General features: G+C 71.1%; 10 protein-coding genes. 9 read left to right on the forward strand and 1 reads right to left on the reverse strand.

Translation table 11 applies throughout. From position 1 onward, the window contains the following. The first annotated feature begins 532 nt into the window (after positions 1 to 532). The 9 genes from ACFO8M_RS16855 (at position 533) to ACFO8M_RS16895 (ending at position 17423) form a co-directional block, all read left to right on the forward strand. Positions 533 to 3868, forward strand: coding sequence for a DUF4132 domain-containing protein (locus ACFO8M_RS16855; protein WP_387977664.1), 3336 nt, complete (start codon positions 533 to 535; stop codon positions 3866 to 3868). Positions 3869 to 3963: 95 nt separating this feature from the next. After that, a complete protein-coding gene (locus tag ACFO8M_RS16860) occupies positions 3964 to 6105 on the forward strand; it encodes a DUF4132 domain-containing protein (protein ID WP_387977666.1) in 2142 nt (713 codons plus the stop codon). Positions 6106 to 6212: 107 nt separating this feature from the next. Next, on the forward strand, positions 6213 to 9536 hold the full coding sequence (locus tag ACFO8M_RS16865; RefSeq protein ID WP_387977668.1) for a DUF4132 domain-containing protein: 3324 nt from the start codon (positions 6213 to 6215) through the stop codon (positions 9534 to 9536). After that, positions 9533 to 9703 carry a hypothetical protein gene (locus tag ACFO8M_RS16870; RefSeq protein WP_387977669.1) on the forward strand — a complete coding sequence of 57 codons (171 nt, stop codon included), beginning with the start codon at positions 9533 to 9535 and terminating at the stop codon, positions 9701 to 9703. Before ACFO8M_RS16865 ends, ACFO8M_RS16870 begins: the two co-directional genes overlap by 4 nt. Further along, on the forward strand, positions 9700 to 10794 hold the full coding sequence (locus ACFO8M_RS16875; protein ID WP_387977671.1) for an ATP-binding protein: 1095 nt from the start codon (positions 9700 to 9702) through the stop codon (positions 10792 to 10794). Before ACFO8M_RS16870 ends, ACFO8M_RS16875 begins: the two co-directional genes overlap by 4 nt. Next, the gene (locus tag ACFO8M_RS16880; RefSeq protein WP_387977673.1) at positions 10791 to 13070 is read left to right on the forward strand and encodes a DUF5682 family protein; all 2280 of its coding nucleotides are present in this window, start codon (positions 10791 to 10793) and stop codon (positions 13068 to 13070) included. Before ACFO8M_RS16875 ends, ACFO8M_RS16880 begins: the two co-directional genes overlap by 4 nt. Then, positions 13070 to 14221 carry a VWA domain-containing protein gene (locus ACFO8M_RS16885; RefSeq protein ID WP_387977675.1) on the forward strand — a complete coding sequence of 384 codons (1152 nt, stop codon included), beginning with the start codon at positions 13070 to 13072 and terminating at the stop codon, positions 14219 to 14221. The genes ACFO8M_RS16880 and ACFO8M_RS16885 overlap by 1 nt, the downstream gene beginning before the upstream one ends. Further along, positions 14218 to 16176, forward strand: coding sequence for a hypothetical protein (locus ACFO8M_RS16890; protein WP_387977677.1), 1959 nt, complete (start codon positions 14218 to 14220; stop codon positions 16174 to 16176). Before ACFO8M_RS16885 ends, ACFO8M_RS16890 begins: the two co-directional genes overlap by 4 nt. Positions 16177 to 16289: 113 nt before the next feature. After that, positions 16290 to 17423, forward strand: a complete 1134-nt coding sequence (locus ACFO8M_RS16895) for an NAD(P)-dependent malic enzyme (protein ID WP_387977798.1) — start codon at positions 16290 to 16292, stop codon at positions 17421 to 17423. A gap of 93 nt (positions 17424 to 17516) precedes the next feature. On the opposite strand, the gene ACFO8M_RS16900 is transcribed toward ACFO8M_RS16895, so the two are convergent. Continuing rightward, entirely contained in the window at positions 17517 to 18485 is a 969-nt protein-coding gene (locus tag ACFO8M_RS16900) for an ADP-ribosylglycohydrolase family protein (RefSeq protein WP_387977679.1), read from the reverse strand. Positions 18486 to 18631 lie beyond the last annotated feature (146 nt).

Here is an 18631-nt window from a genome sequence, read left to right on the forward strand (position 1 = left end):
GCACCAGGCCGGGAGCTACCCGACACCAATCCTGCTGCAACCCACACTAATCGGCTTGGCTTAGTCTGCGTTGCACCTACCCGACACCTGTACAGATTCCCTGTCCCTGTGCGTACTCCAATCATCCCACCCCACACCCCCAACCGCATCACCCACACGATGACAACATCCTCACCTTTCACACCAACCCCGCAGAGCCGCAACACAACCCCCACCCACCCCACCCCGCCCCGCCACACACCCACCCCGCCCCGCCCCGGGACGATCCCGACCAGACGGCCGACCACGCCCCGACCCGCCACCCGCCCCCGTCGATGCCGCCCTTGTCTTGAACCCCCGGCCCGCAACAAACCCCACCCACGCCGCCACCGCCACCGAACCCCGCAGACACCCCCACACCCGACAACCGCCCCCAACCGAACGCCAGTGCCCCTAGAAACCAAGGGAGAGGCCGCACTGTGTTCTGCGCGATTCGATTACGTTGCGCACCAATGCGAATACGGTGTCGTACCCGGTGCCTATGCTGTCGCCCATGAGTGAATCCGAGACTCCCTCCATTGAGGTGGCGCTGCCCGACGAGGACCGCCTGGCCTTCCCCTCGAGCTGGAACCGTTTCGTGCATCCCCGCCGCGGCGCTAACTCGCGCAAGATCAAGCTCGATCCGGAGGCCGGGCGCGCCCTCCTCGCCGCACGAGGCGATCGGATTCGCATGCACCTCCGTCAATGCGCCGAACATGAGTTCGCCGCCCCTGGATCGGCCTTCCTCGACGGCACGGCCGACGTGCGCGGCGCGGCGGTCGTCATGCTGCTTGCGAAGCTCGCATTCGGGACGACGCCGCCCTCGTACCGACCGATGTTCGACCTGATCGCGGTCGAGCACGGCCTGCCGTTCGCCGCCGCCGCGCTCGCCGAGGCCCTCGCCATCGACCTTGAACGGACCATGCCGCCCAATGACATCAGCCTCTCGTGGCGCCCGCTGACCGACCACGGCTGGTCGAAACTCCAGGACCACAAGGAAATCCGCGAGGTCCGCGCGCTCATCGCCGGGGACGCCGACTACGCGGCCGTCATCGCCGCCCTGGCCGAACGCCGCACCAGCCGCGAACTCCGTCTGGCGGTGAGCGTGCTGGTTCCCGACGAGGAGACCTGGCTGTCGGAGGTCTGCGAAGAGCGCCAGGCCAAGCCGTCCACCAAGGGCTATGCGAAACTGCTCCTTGAGCTGATCACCACCGAAGGACAGCTCGCGGCGCTAGAAGTGGACGCGAGTTCGTTCTACTGGCTGCCGGCCGCCGAAGCGGCCGACCTCCTCCACCGACTCGGAGCCGCAGCGCTGCCCGTCTTCGAACAGCTTCTCGGCGGCTACATCGACTCCAACGATCGGAAGAACCTCTACCGGGCGTTCGCGGCGATGCCGAGCGACGACGCCATGACGGCGCTCCTGGACCGGATCGACGATGCGGCCGCCATCGGATTCGCGATGGAGGCCGCCGCGAACTTCCCCAGACGAGCCCTGAAACTGATCGCCCGCCTCCTCCCGAGCGCCGACGCCGACGAGCGCAAACGCCTGTCCGCGCTCCTCCACTCGAACCCGATCCTCCTCGACGTCGCACTGCCGCACACGGATCCGGCCGTACAGGAGGCGATCGCCGGCCTCACTGACAAGCTCCGTCCTTACCCGGACGCCCCGGACGAGGCCGTTCCGTCGTTGCTCGCCTCGCCTCCCTGGGGCACCGGCACGGCTGCGAGCGAGGCGATCGTCGTCAAGGGCCTGGAACCGGCGCCGATCAGCCGGATGGTCTGGGCCGAAGGCGAGTACGAAGCCTGGTCCGAGGTGCATCAATACCGTTTCAACCGCTACAGCAAAGGCGACTGGGACCAGGCGCGCTGGGAGACCGAGGCGCAGCAATTCGAGGCCAGGACCCCTGACGACCAGTCGACCGTGCTCGCACTCGCGCCCCGAGAGCTCGCCGCCGGACTGCTGCCGAAGTGGCGGGCGGAGCACAACTACTTCCACACCGAGACCCTCCAGCGCATACTGACGAACCTGGGGGCCGACGCGACCCAGCAGGTGCTGAACGCGACGAGTTACGACCCGGACCAGCGCCGCCTCCTGCTGATGCCCATCGCGCACCTCGCCGTGGCCCGGTACGCCGCCGACGCGCTCGTGCGGCTGAAGACCTTGAGGCCCTTCGCGATCGCGTGGTTCGATCGGCACAGCGCCGACGCCGCCGCGCTGCTCGTCCCAGACGCGCTCAGCAAGGCCAAGAAGCGCCGGACCGCCGCGGAGACCGCCCTCGGCTACCTCGCCGCGAACCACGGCGCGGACATGGTGCGCGAGGCCGCCGTCCAGTACGGCGACGAGGCCGCCGCCGCGATCGCTGCGCTCGTCGACGTCGACCCGCTCATGCCCGTCGGCGTCCAGGTCCCCGAGCCCGGCGCTTGGGCCGCACCGATGGCGCTGCCGCAGGTCCTGCTCTACGGTCGCGAGCAGGCACTGCCGAACGCCGCCGTCAAGAACCTCATCACCGTGCTCGCCATCGGCACCCCCGAATACGAGTACGCAGGCGTCGCGGTCGTCGCCGAGACCTGCGACCGAATCTCGTTGGCGCGCTTCTCGATCGCGCTGTTCGAACAGTGGCTCGCCACCGGAGCGCCCTCAGAGGACGGTTGGGCCCTGACGCAGCTGGCGCACTTCGCCGACGACGAGGCGGTGCGCGTGCTCGGTCCGCTCGTCGCGCGATGGCCGGGCGAGAACCAGCACCAGCGGGCCGTCAAGGGCCTCAAGGCACTGGGCGCGATCGGCACCGAGGCCGCGCTGCGGGCGATCAACCAGATCGCCGAGAAGGCCAAGTTCGCCGCGATCAAAGCCGAAGCGGGGGAGCAGATCGACGCGATCGCCGCCAATCTGGGGCTGACCAGCGAGCAGCTGGGCGACCGGCTCGTGCCCGACTTCGGGCTGCGCGAGGAGTCCGCGCTCGTCATCGACTACGGGCCCAGGCAGTTCAAGGTCGGCTTCGACGAAGCGCTCAAGCCGTTCGTCACCGACATGGACGGCAAGCCGCGCAAGAGCCTGCCGAAACCGGGCGCGAAGGACGACGAGCTGCTGGCCGACGCCTCGTTCAAACGGTTCGCGGCCTTGCGGAAGGAGCTGCGAACCGTCGCCGCCGACCAGGTGAAGCGGCTCGAACGGGCCATGGTGCAGGGCCGGACGTGGACGCCCGCCGAATTCGACGAGCATTTCGTGCGGCACCCGCTCGTATGGCATCTGGCGAAGCGTCTGGTGTGGATCGCCGAGGCCGACGGTTCGCGCACGGCTTTCCGCCTCGCGGAGGACAAGGGCTGCACCGATGTCGAGGAAGAGGATCTGAAGCTTCCCGCGCACGCGGCGATCCGGCTCGCGCACCCCGCGATCATGGGCGGGGAGGTCGACGCGTGGGCGGAGATCTTCGCCGACTACGAGATCCTCCAGCCCTTCGAGCAGCTGGGGCGGCCGGTCATGGCGTTCACGAAGGAGGAACTGCAGACCGGCCGTCTGACGCGGTTCGAAGGGGTCTCGGTCCCTGTCGGCAAACTCCTGGGGCTCACCGGCAGAGGCTGGGAACGGGCCGCGCCGCAGGACGCGGGCATCGAACCGGGCATGTCGCACCGGATGGCCGGCAACCGGTACCTCGTGCTCGATCTCGACCCGGGCATCTGGGTCGGCGCGATCGACCAGTGCCCCGACCAGACAGTCCGGAAGGTCGTGGTCGCGTCCAGCAGCCTGAGCGGCTGGAACGTACCTGACCCGAGGACCGACTTCGGCCCGATCGACCCCGTGGTCGCCTCCGAGGCGCTGGTGGCGCTTTCGAAGGCCACTGATGTCGGTTGACAGTCGCACCGTCCTCCAATGCTCTGCAAGACGCCTCCGCCTCCCGAAAGCTGGACATGTCCGATCACGTTGCGCCACAAGAACAGCGACCCGATGTGACCGTCGAACCGACGCCCGACCTCCCCGAGGCGGCGCTTGCCGACCTTCCGAAGGTGCTCGTCTCCCCGCCCTGGGCCGAGCCGCGCAGGAGCCGCCCGCCCAGGGAGATCCCCGGCCTCCGAGTCCCCGCCCCGCAGCTCGTCAGCCGGGCCGGAGAGTTCGAGCGGGCCATGGCCCTCGAACCCGACCTCGTCGAATGGGACCCCGAGACCTATTGGGAAGACTCCGTGGGGGACCGGGTCCACAGCTACCGTCCGGAATGGAAGCTCACCAACAGCCTCCTCTCCCAACTCGCCCGCGGCGGACCGCGCTTCGCCGACGAGGCCGTCGAGCACATCAAGAACTCCCCGTGGCATGGCCGCGCCCTCATCCCGATTCGCAGCACCCCGGCCGCCGCGGTCGCCGCGCACTGGTTCCTCCGGCTCGACGCCGGGCGCAGCGCCGGTCTCGACTGGTTCGACCGGCACGGCCTCCACGCAGTGCCCCTCCTCGTTCCGGAGGCCTTCGGCCCCAAGGGTTACCAGCGCACCACCGCCCGCGGCGCGCTGCGCCTCCTCTCCTGGCGGTACGGCCCCGAGGCCGTCATCCGCGGTGCCGAAACCCATGGCCCCGAAGCGGTCGAGGGCGTCACCGCCGTGCTCGCCGACTACCCCGACCGGCCGCTGCTGAACAACCCGTCCGCGGGCTCGATCCATGCCCAGGACGAGCTCCCGCCCGTCCTCACCGCCGACAGGAAGGCGATCCTGCCGCCCAGCGCCGTCTCGCACCTGATCGCGGTGCTCTCTCAATGGTCGCCGCGTACCCCGTACCCCGCGGTCGAGACCGTCGTCGCAGCCTGCGACACCGCCTCGCTCGCGCGCTTCTCGCTCGCGCTGGCGCAGCGGTACCAGTTCACGAACTGGACGGTGGGCCAGCTCGCCCGCTTCGGCGGCTCCGAGGCCGCCGCCCTGATTGAGGCGCATGCCAAGAAGTCTGGCGCCCGATACCTCGCGCAGACCGGCTTGGCGCTCGAGACTCTTGCGGCCTTCCCGGTCGACATCGGGTTCCCGGTGCTGTATCGCCTCTCGCGCAGCAGAATGCACTCTTCGGTCCGGGAGCTCGCAGAGTCGCAGGCCTCCGCCGTCGCGGCCCGCGCCGGGTCCGAAGTGGAACCACTTGCTGATCGGGGCGCCCCCACGCTCGGCCTCGACGACCCCGCCCGGCTCACGCTCGACTTCGGGCCGCGGGCCTTCCACATCAGGGCGGACGACCGACTCAACCTCAGTGTCGTCGACGCCGCCGGGAAGACCCGTGCGCGCCCGCCGCGCCCCGGTGTCCGCGACGACGCCGAGACCGCCGCCGCGTCCCTCTCCCGCTTCCGCAAGCTCGCCAAGGACCTCGCCGCCGAACGCGAATTCCAGAGCGACCGCCTCAAGGACGCGATGCTCACCAGCCGGGTCTGGCGGCCCGACGAGTTCTCCCACCTCGTCGCGCACCCGGTCCTGGCCCCGATCGCCCGCGGCCTCCTCTGGATCGGCGAGACCTCCGCTGGGCCCCAAGGGTTCCGCCTCGCCGAGGACGGCAGCTTCGCGGACGTGAACGACAAGCCGCTCGATCTCCTCGACGACGCCCGCGTCCGCCTCGCGCACCCCGTGCTCCTCGGTCCTGACCTCCCACTCTGGACCGAGGTCTTCGCCGACTACCAGATCCTGCAGCCGTTCGGTCAGCTCGTCCGGCCGGCGCTGACGCTCACCGTAGAGGAGGCGCGCACCGGCGTCCTCGACCGGTTCTCCGGTGCGACCGCCACGTTCGGCGCACTCAAGGAAGTGCTCGACTGGAAGCGGCTCCACTGGGACGAGCTGCCCGACTGGGCCGTTAGGCCGTACTCCTACCTGTTCGCCCGCGACCTTCCGCGCGCGGCGCTGAACGCCGAGAGTGCCGCTATCGTCGGCAACGCCCACCTCCTCGCCGAGATCGACCCGAGCCCCGACCACGACGAGCCCGATGTCGAAGGCCGCCACCGGATCCTCTGGGTCTGGTTCTCGCCCACCAAGAACCGCCGCCGCGGCGTCCCCACGCTGCGCGGTGACGCCCTCGACCCCGTCCTCGTCGCCGAGCTCCTCGCCGGTCTCGGCCGCGCCACCGGCCTCCACCACTGAGCGGGAAGCCGCCATTGCCGAACGCAGCCGCTGCCGAAACAAAGTCCATAGTGGTCGGTCGGGTAGTTGTTCACGGCATGTCGCACCCGGGTTATACGGTGTCCGGCATGGCGAACCCCCTTCACGAGCAAGCCCCCGAGATCCCCGCCGACTGGGAACCGCTGCTCCTGCCGCGGCGAGGCCGCCGACCGGGGACACCGGTGGCGCTCGACCCCGAGGCCCCCAAGATCGTCCAGGAGCTGCTGAACTGGGGCGAGCTGCAACTGCGGGTGGCGCTCGGCAGGCCGAGCAACCACGCGTTCGCCGAGTCCGGGAACGCGTTCCTCGACGGCGAGGCCGACCCCCGGGGGGCCGCCATCGCAGCGGTTCTCCTGGCAGGCGCTCCAAATCGCAAGTCCACTTCGATCCTGCGGCCCGAACTCGACGCCTGGGTCATCGAGCACGGCCTGCCGTTCGCCGTCTGCGCCACCGTCCACCGGTTGACGGTCGCGAACGCCCGCTACTTCCACCGCACCCGCGACGAGCTCCCGGTAAATATCGATCTCACGCAAGGGAAGCTCGAATGGCACTACTACACCGGGATCGGGCGGGAGCTTCGCTACGGCATCGCCGCGATCCGCGGCCTGCTCGCCGCCGCTTCTGAAGACGAGTACGCCGAGGTGGTCGCCGCCGTCGCCGCCCACCGGGCCACCCTAGCCACGCGCCTGGCCGCCGCGTTCCTGCTGCCCGATGAACGGGACTGGGTCGCCGAGTCGTGCGACGAGTACCAGCAGCACCAGGCCCGCCACCGCAAACCCGATCCGCTGCTGTGGCTTTCGATCGACGATCCGGCGCTCCTCGGCCGGGCGGGTCTGAGCGCGTTCCCGGCCGACGACTGCACGCCCGCTGTCGTGGCCGCGATCGTTGACAACCTGGGACCGGCGAGCCTGCCGGTCCTCACCGAGACGCTGCGCCGCAAACCGAAAGCCGACGAACGCCGGATCCTGCTGCGAGGCATCGCGGCCCTGCCGACCGACGCGGCGATCCAGTACTTGATCGGCCGACTCGCCGAGCCCTTCGTCGCGGAGGCTCTGGCGGAGTCCGCCGAGCGCTTCCCCGTCAACTTCCTCAGGGGCGCGACCCGCGCGACCGGCGCATCGCCGAGGCTCGCCGCGATCGTCCGCCGCGTCGACCCCGAAGCCCTGGCCCGCCTCACCGAACCCGAGCGGGCCGATGTTCAGGCGCTCCTCGACGCCGCCTCTGTGGTCCCCGAGGCCGATCCTGCTCACCTGCCGCCGCTGCTGACCACTCCACCGTGGACCGTCAAGCGGCCCAAGCGGAAACCGGTGGTCATCGAGGGCCTGGTCCCGCCGGACACGAAACGTCTGGAATGGAGCGATGTCGAACGCGCCGAGCGAGCGTCGTACAAACCGGTCTTCGGCGCAGGCTCCTGGAGCTGGCGGATCGGACACCAGGCCGACTACTACCGCGACCTGCCTCCCTTCTACGCCGAAGCGCCGATGGAACTGGTCCGCCCCTTCTTCGACCAGTGGAACGGCGAATGCCGCTACACCTTCGGGGACGAACTCCAGCAGATCCTGTGGCGGTTCGGGGAAGAGGCGATCGACCGGATCGTCGGCCTGCTCAAGACCCGCACTGAGCGCCATGCCGCCCTACCGCCGATCTTCAGCGCCGGGGCCGCCAGGCTCGCCGCCGACTGGTTGCTCCGGCTCAAGACGGCCCGGCCCAGCGCGTTCCGATGGTTCGAACGGCACGGACTGGACGCAGTGCCGATGCTCGTCCCCGATGCCCTGGGCACCGACAAGAAGGCCCGCCAAGCGGCCGAAGCCGCGCTGGCGCACCTCGCCGCGAGCCACGGCCTCGACGCGGTCGCCGGGGCCGCCGAGCCGTTCGGCCCGGAGGCCGCGGCCGCGATCCGCGCCGTCGCCGACCGCGACCCCCTTGAGCCACAAGGCAAGCTGCCGAGTGCCAACGGACTGGCGGACCCGGAGCTGCTGCCGCAGGTCCTGCTGCAAGGCGCAGGGCAGGCACTCCCGGTCGCTTCGGTGCCGCACCTGGTGACCGTCCTTTCGCTGACGAACCTCGATGTGCCTTACGCGGGAACCGAAGTGATCGCCGAGACCTGCGACGCCGCCTCGCTCACGCGATTCTCGTGGGCGCTGTTCGAACTGTGGATCGCGGGCGGCTCCGACGCGAAGGGCAACTGGACGCTCACCCAGCTGGCCCGTTTCGCCGACGACGACACCGTTCGCCGCCTGGCCCCGATGATCCGCGAATGGCCCGGTGAAGGCCAGCACAAACGTGCCGTCACCGGGCTCGCGGTGCTCGGCGCGATCGGATCCGAGGAGGCCCTGCGGGCGATCCAGGGCATCGCAGACAAGGTGAAGTTCAAGGGCCTCAAGGAAGAAGCACGCCGCCAGATCGACCTGATCGCCGAGGACCTGGGCCTCACCAGTGAGCAGTTGGCCGACCGCCTCGTGCCCGACTTCGGCCTCGGCGACTCGGGCGCTCTGGTGCTCGACTACGGTCCCCGCGTCTTCACCGTCGGCTTCGACGAGCAGCTCAGACCGTTCGTCACCGATGGCGACGGCAAACCCCGCAAGAGCCTCCCGAAGCCCGGTGCGAAGGACGACCCCGAGACCGCAGAGGCCGCCTACCGCCGGTTCGCTCAGCTGCGCAAGGACCTCCGCGCCGTTGCAGCGGACCAGGTCCGCCGGCTCGAAGCGGCCATGGTCGCGTCCCGCACGTGGACTCTGGCCGAGTTCCGGCAGTGCTTCGCGGAGCACGCCTTCATGTCCCATCTCGCGCGCCGCGTGCTGTGGCAGGCCACCGTCGACGGTGAGCCGGTCGCGTTCCGCGTCGCCGAGGACCGCACGTACACCGATGTCGAGGACGACGAACTGGAACTCCACGAGGACGCGGTCATCCGCCTCGCCCACCCCCTCCACTTCGGCGAGGCGACGCTCGCGGCCTGGTCGCAGGTGTTCGCCGACTACGAGATCCTGCAACCGTTCCCGCAGCTCGCCCGCCCGGCCATGGTCTTGACGGAGGAAGAACTCGCCACCGGCGAGCTGACCCGCTTCGACAAGATCGAAGTCGAGTCCGGCCCGCTGCTCGGGCTCACCAAGCACGGCTGGCACCGAAGCGATCCTCAGGACGCCGGGATCGAACCGGGACTGTACTTCCCGCTGCCCGGCGGCGGCTCGCTCGTCATGCTCCTCAATGAAGGCCTCTGGGTCGGCGCGATGGACGACGTGCCCGCGCAGACCTTCGAACTGCGCTGGTCCGCAGGAGGATTCCACGATTGGACGGCGGACCGCGAACGAGCGAAGGCCGTCGTGAACCGGCTCGACCCGGTGACCGTCTCCGAGATCCTGCTGATCCTCGACCGCCTCACCGGCGGCCGTGCGGCCGGGAACCCGGTCTCATGACCGATCGCACCGCAGCACGAGAACACCGGTTCACGATCCCCGCGAATCGCCACCCCGACTATGCTGAGCCCCTGCCGGGCAAGGCGATCGACTCTGTCATCGCCGCCGAGCTCCTCGGTGCACTGACCGCAGCCACCCGACCGGACCCCCTGGAAAGCCGAGCATGACCGACACCACCGCGAACACCGCCGAACCGCGCCTCCAGCGCCCGCCCGCCGAGCGCCGCTACGCCTCAGAGCTCGCGAAGCTCGCCGCCGAGGACGAGTCGCCCCGCCCGCCGGGTTGGGCGCTGAGCCTCCAGGCCGCCCGGACCTTCATCTGCGGCGACGACTCGCGCGGCATCAGCCGCAAGTTCGTGGGCGACCCCTCGCTCATCGACCGCGCGCTCGTCACGCTCGCCACCAACCGCGGGCTCATGCTCGTCGGCGAGCCCGGCACCGCCAAATCGCTGCTGTCCGAACTCATCGCGGCCGCCGTCTCGGGCGACTCCACCCTCACCATCCAAGGTGGAGCGTCCACCACGGAAGACCAGATCGCCTACTCCTGGAACTACTCGCTGCTCGTCTCCGAAGGCCCCACCGAACGCGCGCTCGTGCCCGCGCCGCTCCTGCGCGGCATGTCGGAAGGCCGCGTCGTGCGCTTCGAGGAGATCACCCGCTGCCCCCTCGAAGTCCAGGACTCGCTGCTCTCGCCCCTGTCGGACCGGGTGCTCGCCATCCCCGAACTCGAAGGCGACTCGATGGTCTTCGCCCGCGAGGGCTTCAACATCATCGCGACCGCCAACACCCGCGACCGCGGCGTGAACGAGATGAGCGCGGCCCTCAAGCGCCGCTTCAATTTCGAGACGGTCTTCCCCATCGCCGACTTCAAGACCGAACTCGACCTCGTCGAGGCCGAGGCCGCCGCCGCCCTGTCGCGCTCGGGTGTGCCCGCGCCGCCGTCGCGGGACGTGCTCGAAGTGCTCGTGCGGGTCTTCCGCGACCTCCGCACCGGCGACGCGAACTCCGGCCGCCCGCAGGCCGTCATGTCCACCGCCGAAGCCGTCTCCGTCGCCCACGCCGTCGGCATCAAGGCCTGGTACCTGCGCGGCGGCAACGCCGAGGCGGGGGACATCGTGGACTGCATGGCCGGGGCCGCCGCCAAGGACAACGCCGAAGACCTCGCGCGCCTGCGCCGCTACCTCGAACAGAAGGCCCCCAAACACAAAGGCCCGCACTGGGAATCGCTCTACCGGGCCCGGAACCTGCTGCCGGGATGAGCGACCACCTCCACATCCAGGGCGTGCGGCACCACTCGCCCGCCTGCGCCCGCCTCGTCGCCGATCGGATCGAGGAGCTGCGGCCCGCCGCCGTGCTCATCGAGGGCCCGGCGGACTTCAACGACCGCCTCGGCGAGCTCGCCCTCGAACACACGCTGCCCGTGGCGATCTACTCGTACGCGAGCACCGACCTGGCGGTGCAGCGCACCTGGGCGCCGATGTGCGACTACTCGCCCGAGTGGATCGCGCTCACCGAGGGCCGCAAGGCTGGGGCCGAGGTGCGCTTCATCGACCTCCCCGCCTGGCACCGGGCCTTCGACGGCGTCGAGAACCGCTACTCGGACGCCGAGCGCCGCTACACCGACGCGACCGACCGGCTCTGCAGCGCCTTCGCCGTCGACAACGTGGACGCGCTCTGGGACCACCTCGTCGAAGTCGCCGACCCTGAAGGACTCGCCGAACGCCTCGACCAGTACTTCGACATCGTGCGCGGCGAAGCCGACGCCGACGCCACCGACAGCGCCCGCGAAGCGTATATGGCCCACTGGATCCGCGCGACCCTCGCCGGAACCGACGGCCCGGTCCTCGTCGTCTGCGGCGGCTTCCACGCCCCGGCGCTGCGCCGCCTCGTCGAGGACGGCATGGCGGACGCCTCCACCCCTGAACTCCCCGAACCGCCCGAAGGCACCGAGGTCGGCGGCTACCTCGTGCCCTACTCCTTCAAGCGCCTCGACGCCTTCGCCGGGTACCAGTCCGGGATGCCCTCGCCCGAGTACTACCAGCGGCTCTGGGAGGCCGGGCCCGAATCGGCCGCCGACACGCTCGTCCAGCGCATCACCAAGCGCCTGCGCGGCCGCGGACTCCACGTCTCCACTTCGGACCTCATTGGAGCGCGCAGCCTCACCGAGGGCCTCTCGCGCCTGCGCGGCCACGAGCGTCCCGGCCGCACCGACCTCCTCGACGGCCTCGCCAGCGCCCTCATCAGCGACGACCTCGAACAGCCGCTCCCGTGGACCCGCCGCGGTTCCCTCACGGCCGGAACGCATCCGGTGGTGGTCGAGATGACCGCGGCGCTCACCGGCGAACGCGTCGGCACCCTCCACCCGGACACCCCCCGGCCGCCGCTCGTCGACGACGTCGAAGCCGAGATGGAACGCCTCGGCCTCGACCGCGACGGCCCGCTGCGCCTCGACCTCGCCAAACCCAAGGACCTCGAACGCAGCCGCGTCCTCCACTGCATGCGGCTCCTGCGCGTCCCCGGCGTGAGCCGCACCGGCGGCCCCACGGCCGGCGCCGACGTCACCGCCGAGGAGCACTGGACCCTCGACGCCAGCGCCGACCGCCTCCCCGTGCTCATCGAGTCCGGGGCGCTCGGCGCGACGCTCGGCGACGCCGCCCAGACCGTCCTCGAACAGCGCGCCGACGGCGAAAAGGCCCTCGACGCGTTGGCGGCCATGCTGTTCGACGCGGCTCTGTGCGGCCGCGCCCACCTCACCGACCGGCTCGGCACCGCCGTCGAATCCGCTGTGGACGACAGCGGCGACCTCGGCGAGGTCGGTCCCGCGCTCGCCACAGTCCTGGCGCTGTGGCGCCACGACCACCTGTTCGGCACCGCCGGGAGCAACCTCTACGCCGCCGTGGTCACCACCTGCGCCGACCGCATCCTGTGGCTCGCCGAGGGACTCCACGCCGGGCCCGGCCCGGCCGACCTCGGGCGCCTCCACGCGATGCGGGCGCTGCGCGACGCCGTGCGGCACGCTCCGGGACTCACGCCACCGGCCGTGTCGGTTGCCGCTGCGGCCCAACGGATCGCGATCGACGGTCAAGCGCCGCCGGACCTGCGCGGAGCGGCCCTCGGCCTCGCCTGGGCGCTCGGCGCGACAGCGAACGCGGCCGAGGCCGCCGCCGGAGCGGGCGATCCCGACCGCCTCGGCGACTGGCTCGCCGGGCTCTTCGCGGTCGCCCGTGAAGAAGTCCTCGCCGAAGCCGAGGACGGCGGCGTGGTGTCCGCAGTGGACGAACTCGTCGCCGACCTCAACGAGGACGAGTTCCTGGTCGCGCTTCCCGCGCTGCGCCAGGCCTTCGGCATGTTCCCGCCCCGCGAGCGGGGCCTCATCGCCGAACGCCTCGTCGCCGCACGCGGCGGCGGTGACGCCCGCGGCCTCACCGCGAGGCTCGCGGTCGACCCGGTCGTCGTCGCGTCCTCGATGGCCCTCGAAGCCCGCGTCGACGCCGCCCTCGCCCGCGAAGACCTCGTATTCGGAGGAGAGTCCTGATGGGGGACCAGCAACAGCACGCCGACCTGCAGCGCTGGCGGCTGATCCTCGGCCCCGCAGCCGAAGCCAGCACCGGCGGCCTCAACAAGGCGAACGCCGGCCGTGACGCCGCCCTCGACTGGCTCTACGGCCGCGACGACGACCTCGGCAAGCGCGGCGTGCGCCGCGGCGGCACCCGCGACGGTGCGCGCGGTGCGGGGGACGAGGCCTCGGCTCTCACCACTGTGGACTGGCTCGACGGCATCCACAAGCTCTTCCCGAAGGAGACCATCGAGCGGCTCGAACGCGACGCGGTCGAACGCTACGAGATCCACGACGTCCTCACCAACCCCGAAGTCCTCGAACGCATCGAGCCGAGCCCGGCCCTCCTCAAAGCGGTCCTGCGCACGAAGCACCTGATGAACCCGCAGGTGCTCGCGGCCGCCCGCCGCATCGTCGAAGAGGTCGTCCAGCGCCTGGTCGAGAAGCTCTCCGTGCAGGTGCGCACCGTATTCACCGGCAGCCGCACCCGCAAGCCCAGCAGGCACCGCCGCGCCCGCGACTTCGACCTCAAGCGCACGCTCCGCGCCAACCTCAAGCACTACCGGCCCGAGGAGCGGCGCGTCGCCATCGAGCGCCCGGAGTTCCACTCCCGCACCTCGAAGCGCCTGGAGCAGTGGCAGCTCGTGCTCCTGGTCGACCAGTCCGGGTCCATGACCGGCTCGGTCATCCACTCGGCCGTCACGGCCGCGTGCCTGCACGCCCTGCCCGGCCTGAAGACCCACCTGATCGCGTTCGACACCGCCGTGGTCGACATGACCTCCGATGTGGACGACCCCGTGGAACTGCTCATGAAGGTCCAGCTCGGCGGCGGCACCGACATCGCGCGCGCCGTCGAATACGGGGCCGGGCTCATCGAGAACCCGCGGCGCTCCATCGTCGCCCTCATCAGCGACTTCTACGAGGGCGGCAGCGAAGGCAGGCTCGTCCACCTCGTCAAGCAACTGTGCGAGCAGGGCACCCAGGTGCTCGGCCTCGCCGCCCTCGACGAGGACGCCAACCCGATCTACGACCACCACATGGCCTCCCGCCTCACGAACGTGGGCGCCCACGTCGGCGCCATGACCCCCTCCCACCTGGTCGAATTCGTCGCAGAAAGACTCGGTACATGAGAGCCGACCTCCTCGCCCTCACTCCCGACGCCCTTGCGGCCCTGGCCAACCGCGGCCTCGTCAAGCGCGCCGCCAAGGACCTCGACGCCGGCGCCGTCCCCACCGTGTCGCTCGCCGAGGACGGCACCCTCACCGCCGTCTTCCCCGACGGCGCCGAAGCCGTGCTCCCTGCCGCGGGCGGCCTCGAAGGCGCCACCTGCACCTGCGGCGCCCCCGGAAAATGCCGCCACCGCGTCGGCGCGGTCCTCGCCTACCAGCGCGAACAGCAAGCACCCCAACAGGACCCACCAGCCGAACCGCCGGTCGTCGAACCGGTCGCGAGCCCCGCCGCCATCACCGACGAGCAGCTGCGCGAAGTCCTCGGCCACCACGCCCTCAAAGCCGCCGAGCAGACCCGCAAGGCCGGGTACACCGCCCGCCTCGTCTGGCCCGGCCCCGACCGGCCCGCCGTCGCGGAACTGCCCGCGGCCACCGTGAGCTTCCTCGTCCCCGGCCTCGGCTACGTCCACACCGACGCCACCGGCCCCGCCCGCGACGCCAACATCGTCCTCGCCGTCTGGGCCTTCCGCGACGCCGCCGAAGGCACCGCCACCGCCACCGTCAGCGTCGGCGGCGACGCCGCGTCCGACGGCCTCGCCGAAGCCCTCACCCTCGCCGAACGCGTCCTCCTCGACGGCGCGACCGGCGCCGACGGCGTCCTGCGCGCCGCCCTCCAACGCGAATCGAAGGCCCTCACCCGCCGCCGCGCCCACTGGCCCGCCGGGGCCGTCGACGCCCTCGTCGACCAGCTCCAGCACTACGAGGACCGCTCCGCCGCGTACGACCCCCTGCACCTGGCGACCCTCCTCGCCGAACTCCCCGCGCGCGCCCGTGCCTCCTCGCGTCGTTCAGAGGCACAGTCGGACGGCACCCCCACCGCCCAGATCCTCGGCAGCGAGGAGGCCGCCGCCACCCCGCTCACCCTCGTGCGCCTCACCGGCCTCGGCGCCCGCGTCGCCGCCGTCGGCGACACCCGCACCCTCGAGATCTACCTGGCCCAACCCGAGACCGGCATGGTCCTCGCCGTCCAACGCGACTGGCCCGCGACGGAAGCCGACGCCCTGACCGGCGCCGCACTCGCGTCGCGCCGCCTCGCCGGCTGCAAGATCGGCGCGCTGGCCTCGGGCAACACCGTCACCGAAGCGGCCTCGCGCACCGCGGCCCGCGCGCTCAAGCTCGGCACCGGCCGCCTCGCCAAGACCCAGGTGCTCCCGCTCGGCTCGGCCTGGAACGACCTCCCGGCCTCCCTGCGCGCCACCGACCTCGACGCCCTGGCCGCCGAACTCGCCGCCCGCCCGCCCGCACTGGTGCGTCCGCGCGTCGCCGCCGAGTCCCTGCGCGTGATCGCCCTCGAGGAGGCCGAACTCCTCGGCTACGACCCGGCCTCGCAGTGCCTCGAAGGCCGCATCACCGCCACGAACGGCGGCAGCGCCCGCCTGCGCGTCCCGCACAACGCCGCCGCCCCCGGAGCGCTCGAAGCGGTCGAGAAGGCCCTGACCCGCGGTGTCATCGCCGTCGCCGGGCACGTGCGGCGCCACCGCGGTGTGCTCATCGTCGAGCCCACCGCGCTGCTCACCGAGGACGGCCCGGTCATCCCCGATTTCGCCCCGGGGGACGACACCGCCGAGCTGGCCGCCGCGGACGCGACGGCCCCGACCGATCCGGTCGCCGCCGCGATCGAGGGCGCGCTCCTCGCCTGCGCCGATCTCGCGCATCAGGGCCTGCGCGGGGCCCGCGAGCCCTCCCGTGTCCGCGTCGAGGCCGCCGCAGCCGAACTGCGACGTGTCGGACTCCAAAGAGCCGCAGCCGGTTTCGTGCAACTGTCCAAGGCGTTGGGCGACGAGGACGGCAGTGCGAAATGCGCGGCCTGGACGGCCGCGACCGTCCGAATGCTGGTCACCGCTGAGCTACACTGACGGCCTGGGTAACCCCCAGTCTCAACTCCAGCCACTCGTATCTCAGCCGGAGCCATCCGTTCGGCGTTCAAAGAGTCGGCGATCATCATCGAAGCAATGAGGCTTGCACCGTGATCGACCTCCAAGACCCGATCTTCCTCGCCCACCGCGGCGGCAAACTGCGCACCAGCGCCACCGTTCCGCTCGAATCCCGCGAGGACCTCGCCGTCGCCTACACGCCCGGAGTGGCCCGCGTCTGCGAGGCCATCGCCGCCGACGAGTCCCTCGCGCGGACGCACACCTGGCGCTCGAACCTCGTCGCCGTGGTCACCGACGGCACCGCCGTCCTCGGGCTCGGCGACATCGGCCCCGCCGCCTCACTTCCCGTGATGGAGGGCAAGGCCGCCCTGTTCCGCCAGTTCGCCGACGTCGACGCCGTGCCGATCTGCCTGGACACCAAGGACCCCGACGAGATCGTGGCCGCCGTCGCGGCCATCGCCCCGTCCTTCGGCGGGATCAACCTGGAGGACATCTCCGCCCCGCGCTGCTTCGAGATCGAGGACCGCCTCAAGGCCCTCCTCGACATCCCGGTCTTCCACGACGACCAGCACGGCACCGCCGTCGTGGTCCTCGCCGCGCTCACCAGCGCCCTCCGCCTCCAAGGCCGCCGCGCCGAAGACCTCACCGTCGCCATCGTCGGCGCGGGCGCCGCGGGCGTCGCGATCACCAAGATCCTCAACGAAGCCGGCGTCGGCGACCTCATCGTCTGCGACTCCACCGGGATCATCCACGAGGGCCGCGAGCGCCTCAACCCGGTGAAGGAGCGGCTGGCGGCCATGACGAACCGGACCGGCCGCAGCGGCGGCGTCACCGAAGCGCTCAGGGGCGCGGACGTCCTCGTCGGCGTCTCAGGCGGCTCGGTCCCCGAATCCGCGCTCGAAGGCATGGCGGACAACGCGATCGTGTTCGCGCTCGCCAACCCGACACCGGAGGTCGGCCCCGAGGTCGCCGCGAAGTACGCCGCGATCGTGGCCACCGGCCGCAGCGACTATCCGAACCAGATCAACAACGTCCTCGCGTTCCCCGGGATCTTCCGCGGCGCACTCGACGCCGGGGCCCCGCAGATCACCGAGGCCATGAAACTCGCCGCGGCCCAGGCGATCGCGGACATCGCCGCTGAGGACCTCGCCGCCGACCGCATCGTGCCCTCGCCGCTCGACCCCCGGGTCGCCCCGGCCGTCGCCGCAGCGGTGAAAACAGCGGCCTGACAACGACGTGAAAGGGCGGCCCGGCGTGTGCCGGGCCGCCCTCCGTTCAGCTTGGCACACGCGAGCTTTGCTCGCAGTGCGACGGCTCGGGGCTCAAGCGTCGGCGGCCATGAGGCCGGCGAGCGCCGCGATCACTTCGCGTCCCTCCACTTGCGAGGCCCATTCTCGCGGGAGCGCCGCGGCGCCGTACGCGGCGCCGTAGAGGTTCCCGAGGATCGCGCCGGTGGAGTCGGAGTCGCCGCTGTGGCTCACCGCGGCGGTGAGGCCCTTGCGCACGTCGTCGGTGCCGAGCAGGCAGTAGACGGCGATCGCGAGCGCCTCCTCCGCGACCCAGCCCTCGCCGAGCGGTACGCAGGTGTTCGGGCCGGGAGGGACGTTCCCGGCAAGCTTGTAGGCCCGCTGGAGCGCGTCGGCGGTCTCGGAGCGGTCGATGCCGTCGCGCAGGTGCATCATGGTCTCGGAGACGGCGCGCTGCGGAGTCGCGCCGAGCATCAAGTGCGCCACGATCATCGCGAACGCGCCCGCCGAGGCCCCGGCGGTCGGGTGGCCGTGGGTCAGCGCCGAGCACCGCTCGGCGAACGCGAAGGCCTCGACAGGTCCGAAGTAGAGTCCGAACGGGGCCGAGCGCATGACGGTGCCGCAGCCCTTCGAGTTCGGGTTCACACCGGGCCTCGCTCCCTCCTGGAGCCCGGTCATGCAGGCCCGGCCCGGGGCGCGGCGGTCGTAGAGCCACGGTTGGGCGGCCAGGCCCTCGGATGCCATGGGCGGCATGGGCTCTTCCTGCGTCACGAGCCAGCGTAGGTAGGCGAGGCGCACCTGCTCTACGAACGTCTCCGAACTCGCGCCGGGCTGGGCGAGGAGGAGGCCCTCGACGGTGAAGAGGGTCATCTGGGTGTCGTCGGAGATCCTGTTCCGGCGCAGCTCGGTGACCCCTTCGGGCCCCCAGGACTCCTTGATCCGGTCCCAGTGGCTGAACTCGACCTGGTAGCCGAGAGCGTCGCCGACGGCCCCGCCGAGCAGGCACCCGAGGGTGCGGTCGGCTTGCGTGATCGCTGCATGCACGCCGGGATTGTATGGCCGTCTTGCCACCGTTGGTCCGGGGGAGTACGCATTGCCACCGACATCGACCTCGAAGGCCAGCACCTCAAGGGCAAACCTGGGCAACGAGTTCACCTGCGAATTCGAGCCCCACTCGGTCACCTTCATCA

The sequence above is a fragment of the Glycomyces rhizosphaerae genome (assembly GCF_042647865.1).
In the GTDB taxonomy this organism is placed as follows: Bacteria; Actinomycetota; Actinomycetes; order Mycobacteriales; family Micromonosporaceae; genus Glycomyces; species Glycomyces rhizosphaerae.